Source organism: Nitrospirae bacterium YQR-1, assembly GCA_039908095.1.
Lineage (GTDB): Bacteria > Nitrospirota > Thermodesulfovibrionia > Thermodesulfovibrionales > Magnetobacteriaceae > Magnetomonas.
The window spans coordinates 20,076-41,701 of the sequence record JAMOBJ010000010.1 but is presented as its reverse complement, the minus strand read 5'-3'; the positions used below and the strand labels follow the sequence as shown (position 1 = coordinate 41,701).

The window sequence follows — 21,626 nt, the reverse complement described above, 5'->3', positions numbered from 1 at the left end:
CTATACGCTAATTGACCACAGAGATGGTGTAAAAGGGTACCTTCATATTTTTCAGTTCATATGATTTTGCAAAAAAAGGCTGAGCTTTCTTTAAATCATCATATGAAAAAGTACCACCCTTTTCAAGAATGAGATAGCTGAGCGTCATCTGCCCCTGATACGGAATAAAACCACCCTGGGCTATTCTGTAATTTTTCTCAATGTAAGGCCATGATTTTAGTTTCATCAAATCAGGCATGGAATTAGCATAAACAAAGAGGTATCTCGAATTAAAATTTTTTTCATAGGCAATGACGTCCTCCTCAGTGTTTGGAGTACCAAAGCAAAACCTTTCAGCAAAGTAGCAGACTCCCAGCTTCTGGGCTGATACTGTAAGCAGAAATCTATCCTTTTCTAATGTATGGGTTTTTATATACTCTCCGGCTATGTCTATGCCGAAAAACTGCTTGTCATATTGCCTGGTAAGAGAGGCATTTACCGCTGTCAGGCTTAAAACCGGCACTATCAACGACAGAGCGGCTGTTATGTAGTGTTTTTGCAGTTTCCTGAAAATTAGTGAAAAGACATAGTTAACGCAGTGTGCCATAAGGAAAGCGGCAAGGAAAACATAAGGCATCTGGTAGTAACTGTGCTCTTTAAAATAGAAATTAAAAACAGCCAGGTAACAAATGAGCGATATAAAATAGAAGGTGAAAAAACCTCGGGCTTTTTTATAGACCAGAGGTAGCAGCAGAAGGCCTGCCAACATAAGAAGTCCATTAAATAATGTATAGTTGTCAACAAAAAAACTCAGCAGCATGTTTGAGTTTGCTCTCCAGAAGTTAAGGGTAAACGGCTCCAGCAGCCTTATTTTATGAATCGAACCCTCCGTCAGAGTTTCATTTATGTTTGTAATGTTGGTAAGCCAAATATAAAACGGCAGTATTGCAAAAATCATAAAACCCGAAAGGGATTTTCGCATTTTATTATCTTTTATTTTTTCAAATGTTTCCTTTAATGGTACGACACCCAGTACGGCAATTGCAGGAATAAGAAACGACATTTTAGCCATGCCTGCTACAGCCAGTGACAGGGCGGACAGAGATGCGTACTTAAAAGACGGTTTTTCCACCCATTTTAGAAAGAACAGATAAAACAGCATAACAAGAAACAGGCAAGGCGCCTCCGGCTGGATGTTTCTTCCAAAAAAAACGCTCAACGGCATAATAGCCATATATACGGCGGTAAGCACAGATACGTTGACATCATCTGTGAGTCTTTTAACAATAACGTAAGCAAGGACAATCGTACCCATAGAAAAGGCTATCATCTGAAGGCGCATCACCCAGAAGGATATACCGAGGATTTTCCACAGAATGACTCCGATAGCCGGAATAAAGGGTAACTGCGGGTACTCCTCATAGTAAGGAATGTCTTTGTCGGCGGCCTGAAAGTAAACATGCCTGTGAATGGAGATACCGGTTTTATAGAAATTAAGAGTTTCGCTCAGATGCTGGTTTTCCTTCATGTTGTGATAGCCGATGCTTGGGTAGTCAAGGTGGTAAGAGCGCAGGTAAAAGCCGTAAGCAAGGGCTATTATCAGTATTATCGCCGGATATTTTGTCTTAAGAAATTGCACGTCACTTCCTTTACTATGAATGTCGGCATAGTATCACATTTATCGGATAAATCCGGCAAACTGCATCAATAGAGCAAACTGCCTCTGTCTGTAACCTCCAATAATAGCCTGTCCTTAAAAAATAAATCAAGGTTCGGGAAAGGTGGAGTCATTAACATAGGTGTAAAAAAACCTCGTGAAACTTACAAATTACACATAATTTAATAATCCTTTGATATAAATCGCAACTACTCCAACTCATACGAGCAGGCAGCCATAACGGCACTGAGTATAGCAAACTCCATACCCTGTTTATGGTGGAAAGTTGTATCAAACAAACCACCGATGAAAATAACCAGAAAAGCACCCAAAGCTCCATATTTAACAGTTTTCTCATAACTGGAAAGAGCTTTGAAGGAGACCCAGGTTTTTAAAAAACCATAGATTATTAATATCAGGGATGTTATTCCAAAAATTCCTGTTTGCACCGCCGTGTTGAGATATAAACTGTGAGCGTCGTAAACCGCCCTGCCGCCATCCATGTGAGGCGGGAGTGAAAAATTAAAGTTGTTTAAACCGACTCCTGTTAAAAAGTTGTCTTTAAACACTGTAAAAGCATATTTCCATATTTCAATACGGTGTATGAGAGATTCGGTAGAGAGAAGCTTGCTCCACATGGGTTTATATAAATAGAGCACTGTGAGGACCATAGGTGTAAAGAAGACTATTATCAGAATACTTTTGCGGGTGTTTTTTTTCCATAACAACAGGATAACAATAAACAGGGCAAGGGCAACAAATGAGGTTCTCATGGTTGTCATAACGGATGCTGCAAGTGTAATAAAGATTAGTGTAAAGAGAATAACCGTCTCTGCTTTGCCGCCTCGTTCTCCATAGACAAACATGCTTAACATGGCGGTAGCCGATATAATGAGGTACATGGCGGTATAGTTATAGTGTCCCAGGGCGGGAATTGAAAGTACGGAGTGAGTAAGCAGGGAATTATATATTCCATAAGCTGAAACAGCACCGGTTGAGATAAAAAAAGCCCAGAGGAGAAGGTTGACATCTCTTTTTTTACAAAATCCATGGAAAACAAAAAAAGTAACCGTATTGCGTAAGACGTCTCGTATTCCCTTTATGCTTTCATATTTGTTTTCCGAGAAAAAAGCGGCGGCACACGATACCAGCAAAATCAGCAGAAAACCATAATGGAGCGCTGTCATTTTTATTCTAAGGCTGCCGTTGTATAAGTTATAAAAAAAAATAGGCACCATAAATAAATAAAGCGAAATATTTTTCAGGCTTTCCGACAATGGTAAAGCAAGCAATAAAATTGCGGCAGCGGCAAGATTGATATTATCTGCATTATTTTTTAAGTATAACTTAACGTTATAATTCATAAAAGTGCCGGTTTGCTTTGATTACCTGTATGATTAACATGACCGTAAAATTCCGCCCTTAAGCTTGTAGTTTTAATTATCTGAAATAACATTTCTCTGATACCGCTGGTTATTATAACACAGTGCGCTTTTAATAAATTAAAAAAAATGAGCTCCTTACCAGATCGAGTTGGTAGAAAAATAAGAAGCAGCCTCTGTCGCCTTAAAAGTGTGACATGTGCAAGACCAGGATTACCTTGCACATTCACATCTTCTTACAAAATCAATATGAACATACTTTTGAATTTCACTATAATAGAAAATAATGCTTGACAATACAGGATATATCCTGTATAATAAAAACATGAAAGATTTAGATTTCATTAAATTAATCAAAAAACACGGATGGGAGCTTGATAGAACAGCCGGAAGCCATCATATATATAAGAAAGGAAACGACTCTATCTCAATTCCCGTACACAAAAAAGACTTAAAAAGCGGCACATTACATCAATTGCTTAAAGACAGCGGTTTAAGCCTCAATGATATAAAAAAAGGAAAAAAAAAGACATCGTAACTATAATACAAAAAAAGGAGGTAATTATGAAAACTTTAAAATATCCTGCGAGGTTTGTACGCTACTATGATGATGGTGAATATTATGTTGTCACATTTCCCGATTTAAAAGGATGTGTGACTCAAGGCGAAACAACTGAAGAGGCTCTCTTCAATGCAACAGAAGCATTGACAGGTTATTTGACCTCTATTTTTATCAGGAATTTAAACATACCAGAACCGTCAAATATTACAGGAGACAACATTTATTTTATCGAACCTGATGCAAGCATATCAATCTCGATAAATTTGAAGAAATTAAGACAGGAAAGAGGTATCAGTCAAACTGAATTAGCCAATATGATAGGGGTTAAATATCAAACATACCAAAGACTTGAAAACCCTCTTAAGTCTAACCCGACTATAAAAACATTAAGCAATATTGCAAAAGCATTCCACAGGAAATTACATGTAGAGATTACTTAATTTATTATATTGGCGACACGCTTGCAGCCATCCATCTTTTTACTTACTGATAAAACACTGTCCTCACCACGCCGCCAATCTCAGCCGTCACGGTATTAAATTGTACCCAAGCCGCACCGGTACCGGTGGCGTCATGTGCAATATGTATATATTTTGTGCTGGCGCCGGTAGCCCCTCCGGCACGAGGCAAGGTCGGCATTAACAAAACTATTTCCTTGGCAATTTAAAAAAACATATATTTATAGCGGCTCCATTATGGATAATTCATGGTTTTTTATGATAGACTATCTGTGGTTTAAACCCTTACTTTAATAATCAATACCATTGGAGGTGTACCAATGCCTTACAAGAACGCTTCAGAGTGCTGGAGAGACATAATGTCTGATGTGAAGAAAAATGCAGGGCTTCTTTCCGAAATCGAAAAAATAGCAAGGGAAAACATGCAGCCTGCTAATGTTGTATTTGGCACATCAGGATGGCGCGGAGAGATAGGCTTTGATTATACGTACAACAATTTTAAAATAGTTACAACGGCAATAATAGAAATGTTTAAAGAACAGGACCCCGAGGTTATGAAGGCAATGGGTGTGAAGGACTACAATGAGATCAAAAAAAGAGGAGTGATAGTCGGCCATGACAATAGATTCCTCGGCCCCGACTTTGCCAAAACAGCTATTTCTCTCCTTAGCAAGGAAGGCATCAGGACATACTACAGTGGTGAGACGACAACACCTGAGTTCTCGACTGCTATTGAGGAGCTGGGCGCATCATGCTCCATAAATCTGACTCCGTCTCACAATCCTGCTCAGTGGGCAGGGTTTAAGTTTAACCCCTCAGACGGCGGCCCGGCAGGCAGTGAAATCACAAAAGTTATTGAAAAGTTTGCCAACTCAATGATGGAAAAAAAACTGACAATTCCTGACCCTGAAAAAGCAAACTTTGAGACAATTGACCCCGTTGCTCTTTATGAGAAATTTATAAACAAGAAAAAAACTTTAAACACTCAGGAGCTGAGAAAGTTTATTGACGAAAATGACTGTTTTATTTGCATAGACCATGTCCACGGCTCGACAAGGACCCGTCCTCAGAGACTTCTGGGAGACTCCCCTAAGATAAAGTATTTCAGAACCGAGGATGATTATCTCTTTGGTGGAATTGCCCCTGAACCCTCCTCTAAGAACATGAAAATGGTGACGGAAGCTCTGAGAGGTTCAACGGCAAAGCTCAAACTTGGCGTTATCATGGACCCTGACGGTGACAGGATACGATTTACAGACGGCACCACGGAGCTGCCCATGAATTACTTTGGAGCACTGGCTTTTCACTTTTTCTATAAATACAAGGGATTAAGAGGGGTTGTGACAAAGTCAGTGGCAACAAGCAATTTTGTAAATGCTATTGCTGAAAAACTCGAGCTAGGCATTAAAGAAACCATGGTGGGATTTAAAAACTTCAGGCCCTACCTGCTGCCCTCAGGCTCAGAGCGGGCAATCATTGCATTTGAGGAGAGTGACGGAATATCGGGTTACAACCACACCCTTGAGAAAGACTCCATCTTCGGACTTCTGGTTGCAATAGAGATGATGGCAAAGACCGGTAAAAACATCGGCGATTACTTCAGAGACGTGCAGGAGGAGTTCGGGTACTTTTACCCTGACCGCTCAGGTGTTGAGGTTGACCGCTCCCTTGTCGGAAAACCACTTATTGAGAAGCTTTCCAAAATCAGGGAATCCATGCAGCCCGGCACATCGGTTACCTTTGGCGATACTACCAAAACCGTCAAAACACTAATCACTGTGGATGGTACAAAGATTGTCTTTAATGATGACTCGTGGCTGCTGATAAGACCCTCCGGGACAGAGCCTAAGGTCAGATTTTATATCGAAACACGCTCGGAGGCCGAAAAAGACGTAATGTTTAAAAAGGCCGAGGAAATCACTAAAAACGCTATTGCTGCTTAGTCTGTGATAGTAAAAGATAGGGGGGATGACTCCGTCTTTCCCCTTATCTTTTTTTCTCAACTCACTGCTTTCCACAATCATTACAGATGGCTGCCTTATCGGTTATGTACCGGAGGTAAAATTCCTCTGTCCTGCAATTGCTTTTTTTTCATTTCCAGATATACTGTAAGGTTAATGCTTTTCTGTGCCAGGTCAGAGGCAGGGTCCTTTTGAATCACAGCATCAAAATATGCTTTTGAGCGTTGGAAATCGTTGAGTTCGAGATAGCAAAGCCCAAGGTTAAAGTTTATCTCTTTGATCTCCTTTGCATATTTAAGTGACTCATTAAACACCTCGACGGCTTTCAGAATAAGCGGTTCTTTTGCTGCAAAATCATCTGCTTGAGAGCCTAATTTCATATACAGATATCCCAGATTATTATATGAGCCGACATTGTGCGGGTTTTCATTTATAGATTCAAAAAGGAGGGTTTCAGCCCTGTGGTAGTTTTTTCTTTCTATCTCAATGATACTCAAAGAATTGAGCACGATAGATTTTTTTTCATGGCTTAAGTGTTTGAGATTGAGTGCATCTTGAAACTGCCTTTCCGCCTCATTGAACTTCTGCTGCCTCAACAGAGCTATTCCGTAATTGGTTTTTGTTATATCGGAGCGGGGATTTTTCTCGGCAGCATCCTGCCAGATAGTGAAATCAGAGCTCCAATCGGAGAGGCGGTTATAAGTCAGCAGTGCATAGGTTAAACAGATAACAACAAGCAGAGCCAATTGCCCGGTTAAAGGCCGGTTGCTGCCACTGCCTGTGGAGTGTTCCAGCGGCGGATATAAGAGCATAACCAGTAAGAAGCATAATCCGGCGGAGGGAAGATACAAGTAGCGCTCTCCGATAGGTGCAGCTATCTGAGACACTGCTATAGCAAGGGAAGGCATCAGGGTGAGCCCCAGCCATAGCAACCAAAAAGCAGCTAAAAAGTTCCGTCTTATTATTAAAAACACTAATAGAATAAGCGGCAAAATAAATAACACAGGATAGGCCCAGCTGGTGGGTACCTCTGGAATGATGCTTAAATTCAACGGAAGCAGCAATTTTTCGTAGTAGTAGGCGGTTGAGTTTATAAGGGTTTCAACGGCGGAGTATGGTGAGGTGTTTTTAACTAAAAAAGCTCCTGAGGTACCGGGAGTTTTTAATAAATCCTTCAACCATACAAACTTTCTCAAAAACATATAAACAACCAGCGTTGCAGCCATAGAAACACAAACAAGGGCTGCGTCTTTTTTAGAAGCTCCGGCAATGAAGACATATACCAAAGCTATTGCAATAAAAACAATAGCGTTTTCCTTGGAAAGAAGAGAAAACACGAAAAAAACCGATATAAGAAACAATCCTTCACGTTTTTTTTCATGTAAGAAAAGCAAAAGGGCTATAAAAGCAAACAAAAAGAAAAATGTGGCAAGCAAATCAGTTCTTGCAGATATCCAGGCAACAGATTCGGTATGAATGGGATGCAGTGAAAAGAGGAGGGCACAAAAAAAAGAGGCGCCTGAGAAATTATGTGGAAAGAGCTTCCAGTTCTTAAAAAAGATAAAAGAAGCTGCATATAGAAGCATTGAGTTTAAAGCATGAATCACAACATTGTGGATATGGTATCCGATGGCATTAATATGCCAGATAGTATAGTCAAAAGCAAAAGACAATGTTGTTATTGGTCTGTAGTACAGACCGTAACAAGTAAAAATGTCATAGGGCTTTTTTTTATTGAAAAGCATTGCCCCTTTGATTATTTCATCATCATCCCATATGAGGCCGCTTTTAAATGCAGGGATATAGATAATAACGGAAACTGCAAAAACAATACCCAAATAAACAGCATGGTGCAGATACGCTGTTTTGCCGGTGTTGTCTTTCATAACTATAATACCAATCCGCAATCAATCGTCTAACTTCGTTGGCCTAGGCGAAAGCTCAGGGGCGTCGCTTGTTCCTTTCCGCCTGCGTTTACTTCTGACTGCGAATTGGTATAAGTTGTGTAAACAAAACAACGGGAAGGACTTAACGTCCTTCCCGTTGCTTTCTAAATCTCTGTTGTAAAGAGACAATTGTTGTTAACTAACGGGTGGTTACCATCTGGCTGAACACAGCAGTGGTTACATTAGTGGTATATGCCAAAACGTTAACTGCACGGCTGGCAGCGGGAGTTACAAATACAACACCCTCATCTCCGGCGGCAGGGGTTGCGGAAATAAACAATGTATTACCTGTGTAGGGGCTCTTATCACCTTTGAATGAGTGATGTGAGATAAAATGTGTAATCACGCCTGCTATACCACCGGGAAATGCGGTGTAAGTTCCTGCACTACCCTCATTATAAACGGCATTACATGTTTTTCCGGTGTTGGTAGCTAATGTGGACTGGATACAACCCTGTGCACCTGATGCATCTGACACTATTATATAGGGGTCTCCGGCAACATATGCATCAAGATATGACTGTAAATCCGATACTGCGCCCTTTGCACCTGATTCAACTGCTCTTACTTTTGCTTTTTCTCTCTGCCCGAGGAACGCAGGAACTGCTATTGCCGTCAGAATACCGATGATTGCAATAACTATTAAGAGCTCAATCAAAGTAAAGCCTCGTTCCCCTCTGTTTTTCAAATCCGATATTACTTTAAACATCTGAAACCTCCAAATTGCTTTTATAGGCGGTTAAAAACCACCCATTAACCGACAGTTGCACTCCTAAATCTATCATCTCAGCCAACCCCATAATTCCTGTCATTCACTTAACAAACATATTAAGCCGGTCTCATGATCCACTTTCGTGCCCTGTCTGCTAATTAATATTATAGCAATTTGTATGCCAGATAAAAGAGCACGGAATAGATGGTAATAGAGATTTTTCGTGATAAAAACTGACAAAAGTTGTCACACATTGACATAAAGTGACATTTACCTGAGTCTGATATTCTGTGTGTTCCCACAGCAAATCTCAATGATTGTAGTGTCTAATTGCAGAAGTTTGCGATAGTTTTTCAGAGTTATATCCTTTTTATAATGGCTTGCAAAATTTCGTTGTCAATGAGTTTTACCTTTAAGGGCTGAGATTGCCACACCCCTTTGGGGTTCGCAATGACGGCGCTGGGCTGTGCGTTGACGTTTCTATCCGTCATTACGAGGAGCACAGCGACGTGGTAATCTCCTCTTTTAAAAAATTAATCAGAATTATTTGAAATATCTATTACTTTTGCAATTAGACAGTAGCATTGGATTCCGGGGGTAACATTGACAAAGATATTACAGGCAAGTTAAAATTATCAGACAGCGGCAGGCTGGTTTTAGAGTTTGCCTTTGAGAAATTTTGAAGCAAAAGGCGGCTATGGTGTTAAATAAAAAGGGCATGGGTGTTTCCGTTTTTTTGATGATATCATTTTTACTTTTTACATCGTGCACAAAAAAGAAAGAGGTAGAATCAGAGGTGCCGAAAAATCCTGAAAAATATATGGTCAGTCATAACGAAGGTTCAAAGAGCGCAGGCGGCACAAACTCTCACGGCAGAGACGATGTGAAACCACAGGGGCACGGTGGCGGTAAGGACTCAGTAAAACCCAAAATGGAAATCCTTGTGCCGGAGGACGTAAAGAATACGTGGGAGTCGGTAAAGTTATTGATAACTGATAAGAAAACCAATAAACAGGAAACTGCAGAGGTTAAGATTGGTGACAAGTATAAGGTTAGAGGCTCAGGGATTGTTATACATGTTGGGCAGCTGCTTCCTGATTTCAGGATGGACGCCCTTACGATGACTTCCATGTCCAATGAACCGAACAACCCGGCTGTTAATGTCACTATTGTGGAGGGCGGCAAAGAGATTTTTACGGGATGGTTATATAGCAGATTTCCTGATGTTCACCCATTTGAACATCCTCAATATGCTGTTATCTTGGTTGAGGGAGTAAGAAAAAAATAAGCAAATATCAACAGACCGCCGGCTTTACCGATGAGTCTGTAAACCGATAAACAGGAGTTTTATTACCATGGCATATACAATAGCATTTTCCGGTAAGGGCGGCACAGGGAAGACAACCCTTGCAGGGTTGACCGTAAGGTACTTAATGGAAAAGACAGGTAAGCCTATCCTTGCCGTTGACGCAGATAGTAATTACTGTTTGAATCTGGCACTTGGTGTGGAAGTTCATGCTACAATCGGCGGGATAAGGGAGTCATCGCTTGAAAGTGTCCGGTTAAGCGGACAGAGGCCGGGTGGGATGAGCACAGGGGAGCTCTTTGACTACCAGGTCCAGCAGTCCATAGTGGAGGCAAGGGGGTTTGATCTTCTTGTGATGGGAAGGCCCGAGGGACCAGGCTGCTACTGCGCAGCAAATAACGTAATCCGCAAGTACACCGATAAACTCGCTCAGGACTACGCATTTGTTGTTATTGACGCAGAAGCCGGCATGGAACACCTGAGCCGCAGAACCGAAAACAACGTTGACATAATGTTTACCATAACGGATGCCACCGTAAAGGCACTTGAGACGGCAAAAAGAATCAGTGCGCTGATGGATGAGCTAGGACTTAAAATATCGGAAAGACATGTAATCGTAAACCGTGTAAGGGAGGCGGGCAGCGAGGAGTTGAAAAAAGAGGCTACAACAAGGGGACTCTCAGTTTGCGGATTTTTACCTGAGGACGATGGTATCTCCACTGTTGACCTTTTGGGTAAACCGGTCTTTGATATTGCCCCAGGTGCGCCTGTGCTTACATCGTTTTATTCGCTTTTGGGTAGTACTCTGAAATATTAATGTTTTTTATCCCTGCTCTAAAGAGTTTATAGTTCTCTGTATCCTTAAGTGTAGCATATAACATGGTTAATTGAAACAACTGCGGCAGATGAGGGAAAAAATATGGAAATTGCAAATAATCCGGCTATTGAGGACCTATTAAAAATACTTAGAAATCTCAAAGGGTACGTAAGAGAGCGATACAGAGCGGAACTAAGAGGTGTTTTTGGCTCTTATGTGCGTGCAGAGCAAAGACTGGGCAGTGACCTCGATGTACTTGTCGAATATGATGATGGTGCAAACCTTATTGACCACGTGGGGTTGTCATTATTTCTACAAGAGTATTTGGGGCTTCCCTCTGTTGACATAGTGCCCGAGAGCGCTATAAGGGATGAAATCAGACAGGAAGTCCTCAATGAAAAAATACCGTTATGAGGAAATTACATTTTTATGTAAACGATATAATCGCTGCAATGAATGCAATAGAAAATTTTGTTGATGAAGCCGGGTATGATGACTTCATAAATGATGACAGAACAGTTAGTGCAGTTATAAGGAAACTTGAAATCATTGGAGAGGCAGTAAAACATATACCAGATGAAATCAGAAAGGAGTATGAGGATATACCATGGAAAGAAATGGCTGGACTCAGAGATAAGCTTATACATTTTTATTTTGGGATACAGCCAACTCTCATTTGGTACACGGTAAAAGATGTTATCCCTAAAATTAAACCGGTGCTGGAGACGCTACAAACTGAGATCGCAAAGAAAACTGATAAGTGGTAAGAAACAATAGCATGGACCCATCCTAAGTTTCTTTCTAAAAAAACGCCGTTGTCAGGCGATAGGGCGCTCCTGCTGAGAACTCTCCAACAGGGCCATAATTTGATTCTTAACCTCATCGGCAAGGCCCTGGTAGTTTTTATCTGAGTTTATATCCGGATAAACCGGTCTGCCTATAATAATTTCCACCTTGTGCAGCTTTGGAATAAAAGCTCCCCGCGGCAATACATCATGCGCACCCCTGATTAAAACCGGCACAAGCGGAACATTGCACTCATAAGCTAAAATTCCAACCCCCTTTTTAAACTGCTGAAGCGTTCCATCCACAGAACGCCCTCCTTCCGGGAATATACACAACGACCTGCCGCGGTTAAGCAGGTATGCCGATAAGGAAAGAGCACGCATCAGAAACTCCCCAGGGTCTATCGGAATTACATGGGCATAACGTGCAAATCTGCTTGAAAGATAACCGGTAAAGAATTCCTTAGCGCCCTGAAAAAACAGATTTCTAAATACCTTATGCGGAACACACGCGGATATAAAAAAGGCATCCAGATAGCTGCTGTGGTTTGGGCAAAGAATGTACGCAGTGCCTGGCAGGTTTTCCAGTCCTGATATTTCAGCCCCAAATAATTTTCTGAAAGAAACTCTCAAAATGAAATTCATAACCCTTGTTACATAATTTTCAAAAGTTCCGTTTAAAAAACCTGCGCATATAAGATCAGTTTTCTCAGGCGGCTCTTTCGACAGGATTTCCGAATAACCGGTTTTTACTGAAGTACCATCCAACAGCATTTCCACCGCCCCCCCTTCAACAAGTTTCGATACCGCCTCTACGCAATCATCAACCGTTTGTAATTCAACCATAACTGTCTGAGGAAGCCGGATTTTAAATCTCTCCTCGATTGCGGCAATAAGTTCTATTTTTTTCAGCGAATCAAACCCCAGGTCAAGTTCAAGGGTGTCAGTACCCCCTATCGGCGTCTTAATTTCAGCAACCGTGCGAATTATCTCAAGTAATACGGAAGCATACGCTCCGGAGGGTTCAACTTTAGCAGTGGTATCATCACCGGCTGCTTTAACCGCCCCGGCTTTTACCATCTCTTTGATAAGATAGCGCTGAAGTTTGCCAAGCCTTGTTTTAGGCAGTTCATCAGGCCAGAGTTTAAAACCCTTTAATCTCATATACGGCGGAAGCACTGTGGATATCTTGTTGATTGACCATTTAACCGACTCGTAAAGGGATGAGATTTTCATCTTCTTAGCGTAATCCATATCGCAGACAATCAAGGCGTTAAGCGAGGTGCTCCCCCTGCCGTCACTTTCCTCATAAACACAGATTTCTTTTATAAGCGGCTCCTCCAAATACTTTGCCTCCACATCCTCAGGATAAACGTTTTTACCTGAACTCAGTACAATTACCTCTTTTGCGCGTCCTGTTATAAATAAGTACCCCTCTGAATCAATATACCCAAGGTCTCCGGTATGTAAAAACCCGTCTTTGATGACGGAGGGTGTTTCACCGGAAACTGCACCGTAATATCCTTTCATAACCATAGGGCCTTTGATTAAAATCTCTCCGGTATCTGCAGTGCCGGCGATATCCCCTGCGCCTTGCAGGGTTTTAATGGTTACGCTGTTAAGTGGTATTCCGGCAGAGCCCGGTTTTCGTTTTTTTACCGGATTAAATGTAACAACAGGGGAAGTCTCAGTTAGTCCGTAACCCTCTATCACGGTAAAACCAAAAGCCTCAAGGCGGCTCATGGTCTCCGGTTTTAGTTTTGCCCCGCCGGAGGTTATAAATCGGAACTGCTCTCCAAATGCCTCCAGCACGGTCTTGAAAAAAACAGTCCCTGCATTTATGTCAAATACCCTTCGCAGAAAATCAGACACTGAGAGCAGATTTTTTGTCAGAAACTGGATATGGGCAGGCTGTGCCGCTATCTTATTGTCTATTGCGTTTAAAAACATATCAAGCAGCCGGGGAACACCAATCATGACTGTAACCCGGCAGCTACGGATAGTGTTAACGAGCTCTACGCCTTTAAGCCCCGGCGGATAAGTTATCGTTGCACCAAGGAGCAGGGGAACAAAAAATGTACACATAAACGGATATGTATGATGGGCTGGAAGCACTGAGAGGACATTATCTCCGTTAGAAATAATACCGGTTTCAATTACCGCCTTAGCGTCAGAGCAGAGGTTTTTGTGGGTTAATAAAACACCCCTTGGTTTGGAAGTAGTACCGGAGGTAAAGATAATTGAGGCGACCTCATCATCAGAGGGAAGTTGTTGATACTTAAAAGTTGAACGGGTATCGGAGTCCCAAATATCTTGAAATTCAGGACTGTCAAAAGAAATTATTGTTTTGTTCCGGGCACTGAGAGCCCCCTGGACCTTATCTTTAACAGTAATGCCTGAAAAAATTACCTCGGCCCCTGAGACTGCGACAAGGTTTTGAATTTCGTTATCTCCCAGTTCGGAATCTATGGGGACACATGTAGCACCGAGAAATGAGGCTGCAAGGTAAGCTGCACACCACTTTGGCATATTTTCCGAACAAATCACCACACTGTGGCCAATTTGAACTCCCAGCACGGATAAGTGCTGTGCTATGTTGAGAGTTTTATTTAAAAACGCACTGTACGTTATTTCTGTTTTGGAATAAGAATCCTGTGTTTTGTGGTATTGAATAAACGCAATGTTTTCAGGGTATTTTTGAGCGGCCTCGTAGAGCCATAAAGGGACCGAATATGTGGAATTAGCTGTCGGCATCTGTATTTAAAGACATGGTGATCTCAATGAGTTTATACATATGGGTTTTAGCAGCCCCCCGGCATAATTACCGGCTCTGTAGCATTTAGTGTGCGCAAGTGTTTTTTAAAACAAACCTTTTCATTTCATTAATTTTAACGCTTGAGGGTATAAAAAAGTCAAGGTCCTTGTCTTTCCACATTTCACCAAAAGATGTAAAATGTGTTATTATTAATTAAATTTTAAAATATAAGACTCACAGTAAGGGAGAGCACCGTCATGCCTTTATGGCAGGGACTAAATTATGAAGCAATTTGATAAATTTATTGCTAAATCACTTTATTGTAACAGGTGTAAACAGGCGGTTGCAGTCACCGAAAAAACCATCTCAGCGCAGTCTGATTGTACCGTTTATGATTATCTGTGCAATCACTGCGGTGACTTGCTGGGTTCAAAGACTGAAAAACCTTCCGGTTATGATAAATGAAATACATGGAAAAACTGGTAACTTAAATCTTTTTAAATTTACACTTGCATAAATTGCCGTAAAAACTGATAATATTTTCTCATGAGTCTTAAATGAGATATAACAGGGAGAGACAGGATATGGAAACTAAAAATATACTGGTAATAGATGATGATAAAACCAATGTTCAGCAAATCGGCGAAATGCTCAGAATGGAAGGATTTACAGTCTATACTGCCTCAAGTAAGGCAGAGGCAGTGGAATTGGCACTTAAGACTTTGCCTGCTCTTGTATTTGTTAAATCTATGCTTATGGATGCCAGCGGCTATGAAATCATAAGAGACATTAGAAGTGAAGATGCCGTTAAGAATACCCAGTTTATCGTACTGACTGAAATAGAGAAAACATACGATGACAGGTACAGGTCAATTTACAAAATAGTGGACTCTATAAAGCTTCCAGTGGATAAACGGGAGTTGATAACGAAGGCTTCAAAATATGTGGAACTTGACTCTGTTGTTGAAAGCACTGAGGGGACTGCACAATTCCCTGATGATGAGGGGGAAATAGTCGGTTCAATAGCATTAAACGACCAGGGCGGTTTCGATGACAATGTTCGCTTAAGATTTGACAAAGACGAGGACACGGTAAAAATCACTGGAGATACTTTTAGGGAGAGCTTATCAAAAGAAAAAGACCATTATGAAGAAAGTTCTAAGACAAGCCAACAATTTGAAGAGGACATGGAGCCTGCTAAAAGACCGTCGCCGGAAAAGCTGGATACACATAAAGAGCTTGAGGATACCGTGCATATTCGTGATATGAAAGATGATGAGGAATCCATGGAGGAAAAGGAGCCACCGGCAGGGTTAGACATAACCGCCATAGACGCAGATGATGCCGAGGAGTACCTGCAAAAATTAAATGAAGACCGTGCAAAGAAAAAGAAAATAATTATGATAGGGGTTTCGGCTGCATTTGTCTTGATTTTAGTCTCAGTGTTTGTGTTTTCCAGAGGTGGTAAGGTTGCTCAGAAAAAGCAGGATGTAGTAAGCGTGACAGACACCACAGTCATAGATAAAGCTGTAGAGGAGCCACAGGAAACACCCGAGTCTGCACCGGCTTTAGAACGTAAACATACTACACCTAAACCAACACCTGTTGTTGAACACAAACCCGCACCGGAACCTGCTCCCGCAAAGAAAACTGTTACTGCCGAAAAACATCAGGTAAAACCAGCTCCTGTTCAACAGAAAGCCTTATCAGGCGGGGAGAGGGTCTCTGCTAAAGCCGAGGCAACGCCGAGGCCTGAGCAACACGCTGCGACGGAACAAACCCAGAAGCCCGCTGCAACACCGGTGAAACCAAAGGCGGAAAAAACAGGTAAAACTGAGGCGGCTGAAGGTGTTTATTCGATTCAGGTAGGTTCTTTCAAGGATCAGAATAATGCTAAAAAGTTTGTCGAAAACCTGAAAAAAGAAGGTTATTCGGCCTTTATAAAAGAGGGTACAGGTAAAGATTCTCCATGGCATAAGGTGTATGTTGGAAAATATAAGAAAAAAGAGGATGCCGCCGCCGTTGTAAATAAACTTAAAAGCGGAGGCAAACTGGAAGTCCTCTTAAAGAAAATATAAGGGGTTACAACCACATACATTATCATGTACATGCTGTAAATAGCTCTGGAGCGAAGGTGGCGGAACTGGCAGACGCGCTGGACTTAGGATCCAGTGGGTAACACCGTAGGGGTTCGACTCCCCTCCTTCGCATTCCTTTAAAATCAATAGGTTACAGGCACATCATTATCAGAAAACCCACCCAAAAACAACCAGGGTGCCCCAAAAGGTGCCCGTCACAAACTTACTCTATCCAACTCCAGCCAACTTAAACCAAAATTGGGGGGTTTTTATGTTGAGTTGGAATACCTCACAAATTAAGTAATTACGGTGATTTTTTAGTAAAAACTGCTGATAGTCGCACTGGATTTCTTGTTCCTGAATTTACTCTGTGGGTGATAAAAATACAATGTTACAAATTCTTTACTGAACTCCAACTACAATTAATCGTGCAGTGGCTAATAGACTTACTCGTGAGAACCTATCTCTATTAACAAGATATCTTTTTCATTTTTGTCACTTTCTACAAAATCGAATATTATACGTAAGTCGTAACCGACACAACATGCCCATGAACCTGTTAACTTCCCTTTGAGTTTATGAGTTGACAACTTCGTATTGAATGGATCTTCCGCTATTAAGCCTAAAGTTATTTCAATATCTTTGATTGAATAAGGATTTTTCTTCAGATGACGTCTAAGTGCCTTTATAAATGTTTTACCCCAAATAAACTGCCTCATTTATAGATATCTTTCATTAAATCATCAACAGAACCCTTTTTCACTTTTCCATTTAAGTAATCTCTTTTTGCTTCTGTGATACTCTCTGCTAATAATTCCCGCCTATGCTCTAATAACCTGTTACGAACAATACCAATAAGATCCTCTTGTTGAGATTCAGGCAACGATTCAACGATTTCTAAAGCGTCCTGAAATGCTAAATTATGTTGTTTTTGCAAATAAAACTCCTTACTGTATTTTGATTATTATACCACAAGTTACTGTCATAATATACTTTTTCTATAGGTTCTATCGTGCCGTGTGAAACCATTGTTCTAAAGGTTAATGTTGCCATTTTATCCCACCCCTTTAAGATTGTGCTACTGTTAAATAATAACACAGGGATTAAAGGAAAATATATCAGATCACTGAAAGAGCAGTATTAGAAAATCATTTGAAAAGGTATAAAACTAAAAACCAGCCTCAAATGCACTCTCTTCTACTTAACCAACCGCAGATGTCTTTATTTTGGTTTATCCGGGTCAGGATTTTTAGATTTCAGTAATTCTTCAGTATCCCTATGCATTGCAGACAGTTTTTGTGCTGCCTGTATTAAATCGTCATCATTGACAATGTTATATCTATCAAATACGGCACGGGTTTTGTGTCCGGATATTTTCATGGCAACTACTTCCGGCACACCGGCTCGTATAAGATTACGTACAGCAGTTCTTCTTAAATCATGGAATAAGCCGTGCATTTAGGGTGAAGAAGATGTGCCGATGTTTAGGAGTATCGAGTAGCGGCTATTATGCGTACAAAAGGAGACCGGTAAGTAAAAGGCAAAGGGCTAATGAGAGGCTTTTGGTGGAGATACGTACTATTGATTTTCAGAAAGCCCTCAAACAATACGGAGTTATTCCAAGTATGAGTAAGAAAGGCGATTGTTACGATAATGCCGTTGCCGAGTCTTTCTTCCATACCTTAAAAACAGAATTGACCTATCATGAAAAATACGAATCGAAAGCCCAAGCCAAAAGCAGTATTTTTGAGTATATTGAGGTCCTCTACAACCGTAGAAGAAAACACTCGGCTATAGAATATCTATGCCCTGTTGATTACGAAAGAAGATTTGGTGTATCTTAACTATATGTCCATTTTTTCGGGGAAACATCAATAATCAGTGAGGGCTACGCAAATATATCCTTGACGTTGAAAGCAAGGCCTTCTATGACTTTAGAGATAACAGTGCCTTCAAATGCTGCAAAGGAATGTAACTTGTACCTATCGCTTTCAATGGTTAATATCTGAATTGTTTGTAGCTCCGGCATGACTACCCAATACTCCGGTACCCTGTATTTCTCATAAATAGCCTTCTTTACCTCAGTGTCCATTTCATAACTACCCTGAGATATTATCTCACAAACCATATCTGGTACGCCTCTTATCCAGTCCTGAAGGATACCCATGTTCTCTTTCCTGATAAAGAGTATGTCGGGCTGAAGTCTATTAATACCCTCTTCAAAGATTACGTCAAGTGGTGAAAAATACAATTTACCATTATTATTTTTTTTGATATGCTGCCGTATAATATCATACAAGTTAGTTGCAATATCCTGGTGTCTTCTAAATGGACTAGGCCCCATAACTTCCTCTCCGTTAATGATTTCCGTTAAGTTAAAGTCTCTTTCAATAGTGCGCATATTAATAGTATATCACCGGATTTATGGTTTTGTCTATTTCTGAACAAAAACCTTGGCAGCCTCACAATTAAAGCGGTTGAAGTGCTGATTTGTAATCAGCCGCATTTCGGGAAAATTCCAAATGATAAGTCGGACGGTTGTTACCTCTGCAAGTGCAGCGGCACAAAGATGTATCCCCTTCTAAATCCAGATGATTAAACTTGATTCACCGCAACCCCGCAATTCTCAGTGCTTTTCTTTGTAAATTTTTATGGCCTTCACTCGTTCATTGAGAATTGATAGTTAAAATAATTTATCATTTTATGTTAAAGTACTATAGATTGAAAGAATAGATAGTTCGGAGGGGATAATGAGAGTAGTGTTAAATACACTGTTATTTTTGATACTGGTGGTGATTATGACAACAGAGGCGTTTGGGGAGTGCACAGCGGGGGATTGCGTAAACGGTATCGGCACCTTTGTGATGACGGATAAGACCCGCTATGTCGGTGAGTTTAAAAATGGTAAGCCTGAGGGTTCCGGCATATATACCTACACAGATGGCAGCAAGTACTCCGGTTCAGTTAAAGAGGGCAAGAAAGACGGGCAAGGAGTATATAATTTTGCAAACGGTGATAAGTACGCAGGACAGTATAAAGATGATAAACAGCACGGACACGCTGTGCTTACGCGCAAAGACGGATCAAAATTTGAGGGTGAGTATGCAGAGGGAATGATGAAGTTCGGGTTATACTCATGGCCTAACGGTGTTAAGTATGAGGGTGAATTTAAAGACAATAAAATAAACGGGAAGGGAACATACACCGACCCCTCAGGTATAAAATATACGGGGAACTTTAAAGACGGAAAAAAGGAAGGCCACGGCACTTACACCTTTGTTGATAAAAGCACCTATGAGGGTGAGTTTAAGGACGATAAGAGAAACGGCCCGGGGGTGCTTACTTATCAGGATGGAACAAAGGTAAACATGGTGTATGTTGACGATAAACCAGTGCAGGGTAAAGAGGACAAAAAGTGAGGATAGGGTTATGAAAGAAAGCTGTCCGGGAAGCAAGGAAATTACCAATCCATATCCTGAGCAACTTTTGTGTGTATTTTGTGGTTTCTCTAATGAGATATGGTCAGATGAGAATGAAATTAACTGCAGCAGTTGTAAAGCGCTCTTAACCAGGGAGATGAAGCCTACCTGCATTCAGTGGTGTCCTGCTGCAAAGGAATGTGTTGGTATAGAGAAATACGAAAGATTAATGAAGTCAGGACAGTAGGCAGCAGCAGGTGGGATTAAAGCTGGTAGTTTTTGACCTTGACGGCACACTGGTTGATTCAATAGAGGATATAGCCGCCTCGTTGAATTATGCAATAGCTACAGTGGGCCTTAAGAGTTTAAGCTCATCATCAGTGGTGGGATTAGTAGGTGAGGGAGTTGGAAAATTGATTGAACGCTCCCTTGGCAGCGGGCTTCTTCACAAAAAGGAATCCGTGTTAAAGGTTTTCCTTTCTCATTATGAAGCACATATGTTTGACACAACCAGACCCTATGATACAGTGCTGGAAACACTGGCAGAGCTCTTGCCATATAATATGGTGGTGGTAAGCAATAAAACCGAGGCTTTGTCAAAGTTAGTCATCGAAAAACTTAATCTGTCAAAGTACTTTAGATACGTATTTGGTTTCGACACTTTTACTAAATGCAAACCATCCCCGATGCCGGTACTAAAGGCAATGGAGCTTTGTGGTGCAGCACAGGATGAGACAATAGTAGTAGGTGACAGTTCTTTTGACATTGAGGCTGGAAGGCGTGCCGGGGCCAAAACTGTAGCCGTTGCTTACGGTTACAGGGCGGTTGAGACTCTTACTGCGGCTGATTATATAATCAGAGAGAAATTAATTGAATTATTGCCGATTGTTAAATCCATGCAATAAGGTTTATTTGTATAAAATAATTTGTTATAATTACAGTTAATAGTTTAACAGGAGGGGGGTATATGCTAAAGAGGATTCTTGTAATAGTACCGGTACTTATAGCGTTTTTCATAACCGGCTGTATGCAGACAACGGGGGTTCAGTCTGACGGGCAGCATGGTGGTACAACTGCTGAGCCGGCTGTAGAGCCGGTACGAATGTCGTTGATGGGAACGGATTTTGATGATATCGAGGTCCCCGGTGAACTGGAAATCTCACAGGATGACTCAGTAATAATAAATACAAACACCTTTAGCGGCGGCTCTGTTGTATATCAGGGACGGGTAACGATAGAGTCTCTCATTAAGTTTTTCAGGACAACACTGCCGAAAAACGGCTGGGAATTTGTAGTTACAAGTTACGCTAAGAAGGCCACTGTGTTATCATTTGTTAAGCCCTCAAAAAACTGTATCATATATATACAGGCGCCGGGGGACTGGCAAAGAACCACACGGGTACAGATATGGGTAGGCAATTCTTTTCCTAAGGGTGCCGTTACAGAGCAGGGCATTAAGCACAGGTATGAGCCGGCAATAAGAGTGAAGTAACGGTGCAGCAGAAATATTTAGCAGTTAACCGTTATTTTCGAATCCGCCTTGAACATTTCTTATTTTTTTGGCAAGTTCACGCATGGCGTCTATTACGGAGGCGCCCTCCGCCATTCTGTTACTTACGTATTCAGCTTTAGACAATTCGTTTATAACGTGGTCGGTGGGGCCGCCTAGTTTACACTCATTTACTCCTTCCTGAAGCTGCTGAGTTATACAGGTCTCTATCTCCTGAGTGGAGAACTTCTGTGCCAGCTCTTTTATCTCTTTTATGTTTATGTTTTGCCTCTCCATTATTATCTCTCCTCCTGAATTTG

Annotated in this window: 23 protein-coding genes, 1 tRNA gene and 2 pseudogenes; 15 read left to right on the top strand and 11 right to left on the bottom strand. The window is 41.2% G+C overall.

What is annotated here, in order from left to right:
• Nucleotides 1-7: 7 nt before the first annotated feature.
• Entirely contained in the window at nucleotides 8-1,618 is a 1,611-nt protein-coding gene (locus tag H7844_06900; GenBank protein MEO5357008.1) for a glycosyltransferase family 39 protein, read from the bottom strand.
• A 227-nt stretch (nucleotides 1,619-1,845) separates the two neighbouring features.
• The gene (locus H7844_06895) at nucleotides 1,846-3,000 is read right to left on the bottom strand and encodes an O-antigen ligase family protein (protein MEO5357007.1); all 1,155 of its coding nucleotides are present in this window, start codon (nucleotides 2,998-3,000) and stop codon (nucleotides 1,846-1,848) included.
• Between the two features lie 343 nt (nucleotides 3,001-3,343).
• Between H7844_06895 and H7844_06890 the strand changes: the two genes are divergently transcribed.
• Both H7844_06890 and H7844_06885 read left to right on the top strand, forming a co-directional pair.
• The gene (locus tag H7844_06890) at nucleotides 3,344-3,556 is read left to right on the top strand and encodes a type II toxin-antitoxin system HicA family toxin (protein MEO5357006.1); all 213 of its coding nucleotides are present in this window, start codon (nucleotides 3,344-3,346) and stop codon (nucleotides 3,554-3,556) included.
• A gap of 26 nt (nucleotides 3,557-3,582) precedes the next feature.
• The gene (locus tag H7844_06885) at nucleotides 3,583-4,020 is read left to right on the top strand and encodes a type II toxin-antitoxin system HicB family antitoxin (protein MEO5357005.1); all 438 of its coding nucleotides are present in this window, start codon (nucleotides 3,583-3,585) and stop codon (nucleotides 4,018-4,020) included.
• 43 nt (nucleotides 4,021-4,063) lie between these two features.
• Here the strand turns inward: H7844_06885 and H7844_06880 are convergent, their stop codons facing one another.
• Entirely contained in the window at nucleotides 4,064-4,219 is a 156-nt protein-coding gene (locus H7844_06880) for a hypothetical protein (GenBank protein ID MEO5357004.1), read from the bottom strand.
• 139 nt (nucleotides 4,220-4,358) lie between these two features.
• On the opposite strand from H7844_06880, the gene H7844_06875 reads away from it, so the two are divergent.
• Nucleotides 4,359-5,981: a phosphomannomutase gene (locus H7844_06875; protein ID MEO5357003.1), complete on the top strand. Its 1,623-nt coding sequence runs from the start codon at nucleotides 4,359-4,361 to the stop codon at nucleotides 5,979-5,981.
• 95 nt (nucleotides 5,982-6,076) lie between these two features.
• On the opposite strand, the gene H7844_06870 is transcribed toward H7844_06875, so the two are convergent.
• Nucleotides 6,077-7,885, bottom strand: coding sequence for a hypothetical protein (locus H7844_06870; GenBank protein MEO5357002.1), 1,809 nt, complete (start codon nucleotides 7,883-7,885; stop codon nucleotides 6,077-6,079).
• A gap of 652 nt (nucleotides 7,886-8,537) precedes the next feature.
• Nucleotides 8,538-8,654, bottom strand: a pseudogene (locus H7844_06865) (prepilin-type N-terminal cleavage/methylation domain-containing protein).
• Nucleotides 8,655-9,336: 682 nt separating this feature from the next.
• Between H7844_06865 and H7844_06860 the strand changes: the two are divergent.
• The 4 genes from H7844_06860 to H7844_06845 all read left to right on the top strand — a co-directional run bounded on the left by H7844_06860 (nucleotide 9,337) and on the right by H7844_06845 (nucleotide 11,547).
• Nucleotides 9,337-9,945 (top strand): DUF2155 domain-containing protein, encoded by a 609-nt coding sequence (locus H7844_06860; GenBank protein MEO5357001.1) that lies wholly within the window; start codon nucleotides 9,337-9,339, stop codon nucleotides 9,943-9,945.
• Nucleotides 9,946-10,012: 67 nt separating this feature from the next.
• A complete protein-coding gene (locus H7844_06855; protein MEO5357000.1) occupies nucleotides 10,013-10,780 on the top strand; it encodes an AAA family ATPase in 768 nt (255 codons plus the stop codon).
• A 102-nt stretch (nucleotides 10,781-10,882) separates the two neighbouring features.
• On the top strand, nucleotides 10,883-11,194 hold the full coding sequence (locus H7844_06850; GenBank protein MEO5356999.1) for a nucleotidyltransferase domain-containing protein: 312 nt from the start codon (nucleotides 10,883-10,885) through the stop codon (nucleotides 11,192-11,194).
• Entirely contained in the window at nucleotides 11,191-11,547 is a 357-nt protein-coding gene (locus H7844_06845; protein ID MEO5356998.1) for a DUF86 domain-containing protein, read from the top strand. Before H7844_06850 ends, H7844_06845 begins: the two co-directional genes overlap by 4 nt.
• A 51-nt stretch (nucleotides 11,548-11,598) precedes the next feature.
• On the opposite strand, the gene H7844_06840 is transcribed toward H7844_06845, so the two are convergent.
• On the bottom strand, nucleotides 11,599-14,319 hold the full coding sequence (locus tag H7844_06840) for an AMP-binding protein (protein MEO5356997.1): 2,721 nt from the start codon (nucleotides 14,317-14,319) through the stop codon (nucleotides 11,599-11,601).
• 283 nt (nucleotides 14,320-14,602) lie between these two features.
• On the opposite strand from H7844_06840, the gene H7844_06835 reads away from it, so the two are divergent.
• The 3 genes from H7844_06835 (at nucleotide 14,603) to H7844_06825 (ending at nucleotide 16,530) form a co-directional block, all read left to right on the top strand.
• A complete protein-coding gene (locus H7844_06835) occupies nucleotides 14,603-14,785 on the top strand; it encodes a hypothetical protein (protein ID MEO5356996.1) in 183 nt (60 codons plus the stop codon).
• A gap of 119 nt (nucleotides 14,786-14,904) precedes the next feature.
• Nucleotides 14,905-16,398 (top strand): SPOR domain-containing protein, encoded by a 1,494-nt coding sequence (locus H7844_06830; protein ID MEO5356995.1) that lies wholly within the window; start codon nucleotides 14,905-14,907, stop codon nucleotides 16,396-16,398.
• A gap of 50 nt (nucleotides 16,399-16,448) precedes the next feature.
• A tRNA-Leu gene (locus tag H7844_06825) sits at nucleotides 16,449-16,530 on the top strand.
• A 314-nt stretch (nucleotides 16,531-16,844) separates the two neighbouring features.
• Here H7844_06825 and H7844_06820 read toward each other — a convergent pair.
• From H7844_06820 to H7844_06810, 3 genes are all read right to left on the bottom strand, one after another.
• Entirely contained in the window at nucleotides 16,845-17,117 is a 273-nt protein-coding gene (locus H7844_06820; protein MEO5356994.1) for a type II toxin-antitoxin system YafQ family toxin, read from the bottom strand.
• A complete protein-coding gene (locus H7844_06815) occupies nucleotides 17,114-17,335 on the bottom strand; it encodes a hypothetical protein (GenBank protein MEO5356993.1) in 222 nt (73 codons plus the stop codon). Before H7844_06815 ends, H7844_06820 begins: the two co-directional genes overlap by 4 nt.
• A 284-nt stretch (nucleotides 17,336-17,619) precedes the next feature.
• Nucleotides 17,620-17,778, bottom strand: a complete 159-nt coding sequence (locus H7844_06810; GenBank protein MEO5356992.1) for a hypothetical protein — start codon at nucleotides 17,776-17,778, stop codon at nucleotides 17,620-17,622.
• 197 nt (nucleotides 17,779-17,975) lie between these two features.
• On the opposite strand from H7844_06810, the pseudogene H7844_06805 reads away from it, so the two are divergent.
• Nucleotides 17,976-18,242, top strand: a pseudogene (locus H7844_06805) (IS3 family transposase).
• 44 nt (nucleotides 18,243-18,286) lie between these two features.
• Here the strand turns inward: H7844_06805 and H7844_06800 are convergent.
• Nucleotides 18,287-18,799: a Uma2 family endonuclease gene (locus tag H7844_06800; GenBank protein MEO5356991.1), complete on the bottom strand. Its 513-nt coding sequence runs from the start codon at nucleotides 18,797-18,799 to the stop codon at nucleotides 18,287-18,289.
• A 349-nt stretch (nucleotides 18,800-19,148) separates the two neighbouring features.
• Here H7844_06800 and H7844_06795 point away from each other — a divergent pair, with 349 nt between their 5' ends.
• The 4 genes from H7844_06795 (at nucleotide 19,149) to H7844_06780 (ending at nucleotide 21,309) form a co-directional block, all read left to right on the top strand.
• On the top strand, nucleotides 19,149-19,817 hold the full coding sequence (locus H7844_06795; GenBank protein MEO5356990.1) for a molecular chaperone Tir: 669 nt from the start codon (nucleotides 19,149-19,151) through the stop codon (nucleotides 19,815-19,817).
• A 10-nt stretch (nucleotides 19,818-19,827) separates the two neighbouring features.
• Nucleotides 19,828-20,064, top strand: a complete 237-nt coding sequence (locus tag H7844_06790) for a hypothetical protein (protein ID MEO5356989.1) — start codon at nucleotides 19,828-19,830, stop codon at nucleotides 20,062-20,064.
• 10 nt (nucleotides 20,065-20,074) lie between these two features.
• On the top strand, nucleotides 20,075-20,722 hold the full coding sequence (locus H7844_06785) for an HAD-IA family hydrolase (protein ID MEO5356988.1): 648 nt from the start codon (nucleotides 20,075-20,077) through the stop codon (nucleotides 20,720-20,722).
• 62 nt (nucleotides 20,723-20,784) lie between these two features.
• Complete coding sequence (locus H7844_06780) at nucleotides 20,785-21,309, top strand: hypothetical protein (protein MEO5356987.1); 525 nt, start codon at nucleotides 20,785-20,787, stop codon at nucleotides 21,307-21,309.
• 24 nt (nucleotides 21,310-21,333) lie between these two features.
• Here the strand turns inward: H7844_06780 and H7844_06775 are convergent, their stop codons facing one another.
• Nucleotides 21,334-21,603 carry a hypothetical protein gene (locus H7844_06775; GenBank protein MEO5356986.1) on the bottom strand — a complete coding sequence of 90 codons (270 nt, stop codon included), beginning with the start codon at nucleotides 21,601-21,603 and terminating at the stop codon, nucleotides 21,334-21,336.
• Nucleotides 21,604-21,626 lie beyond the last annotated feature (23 nt).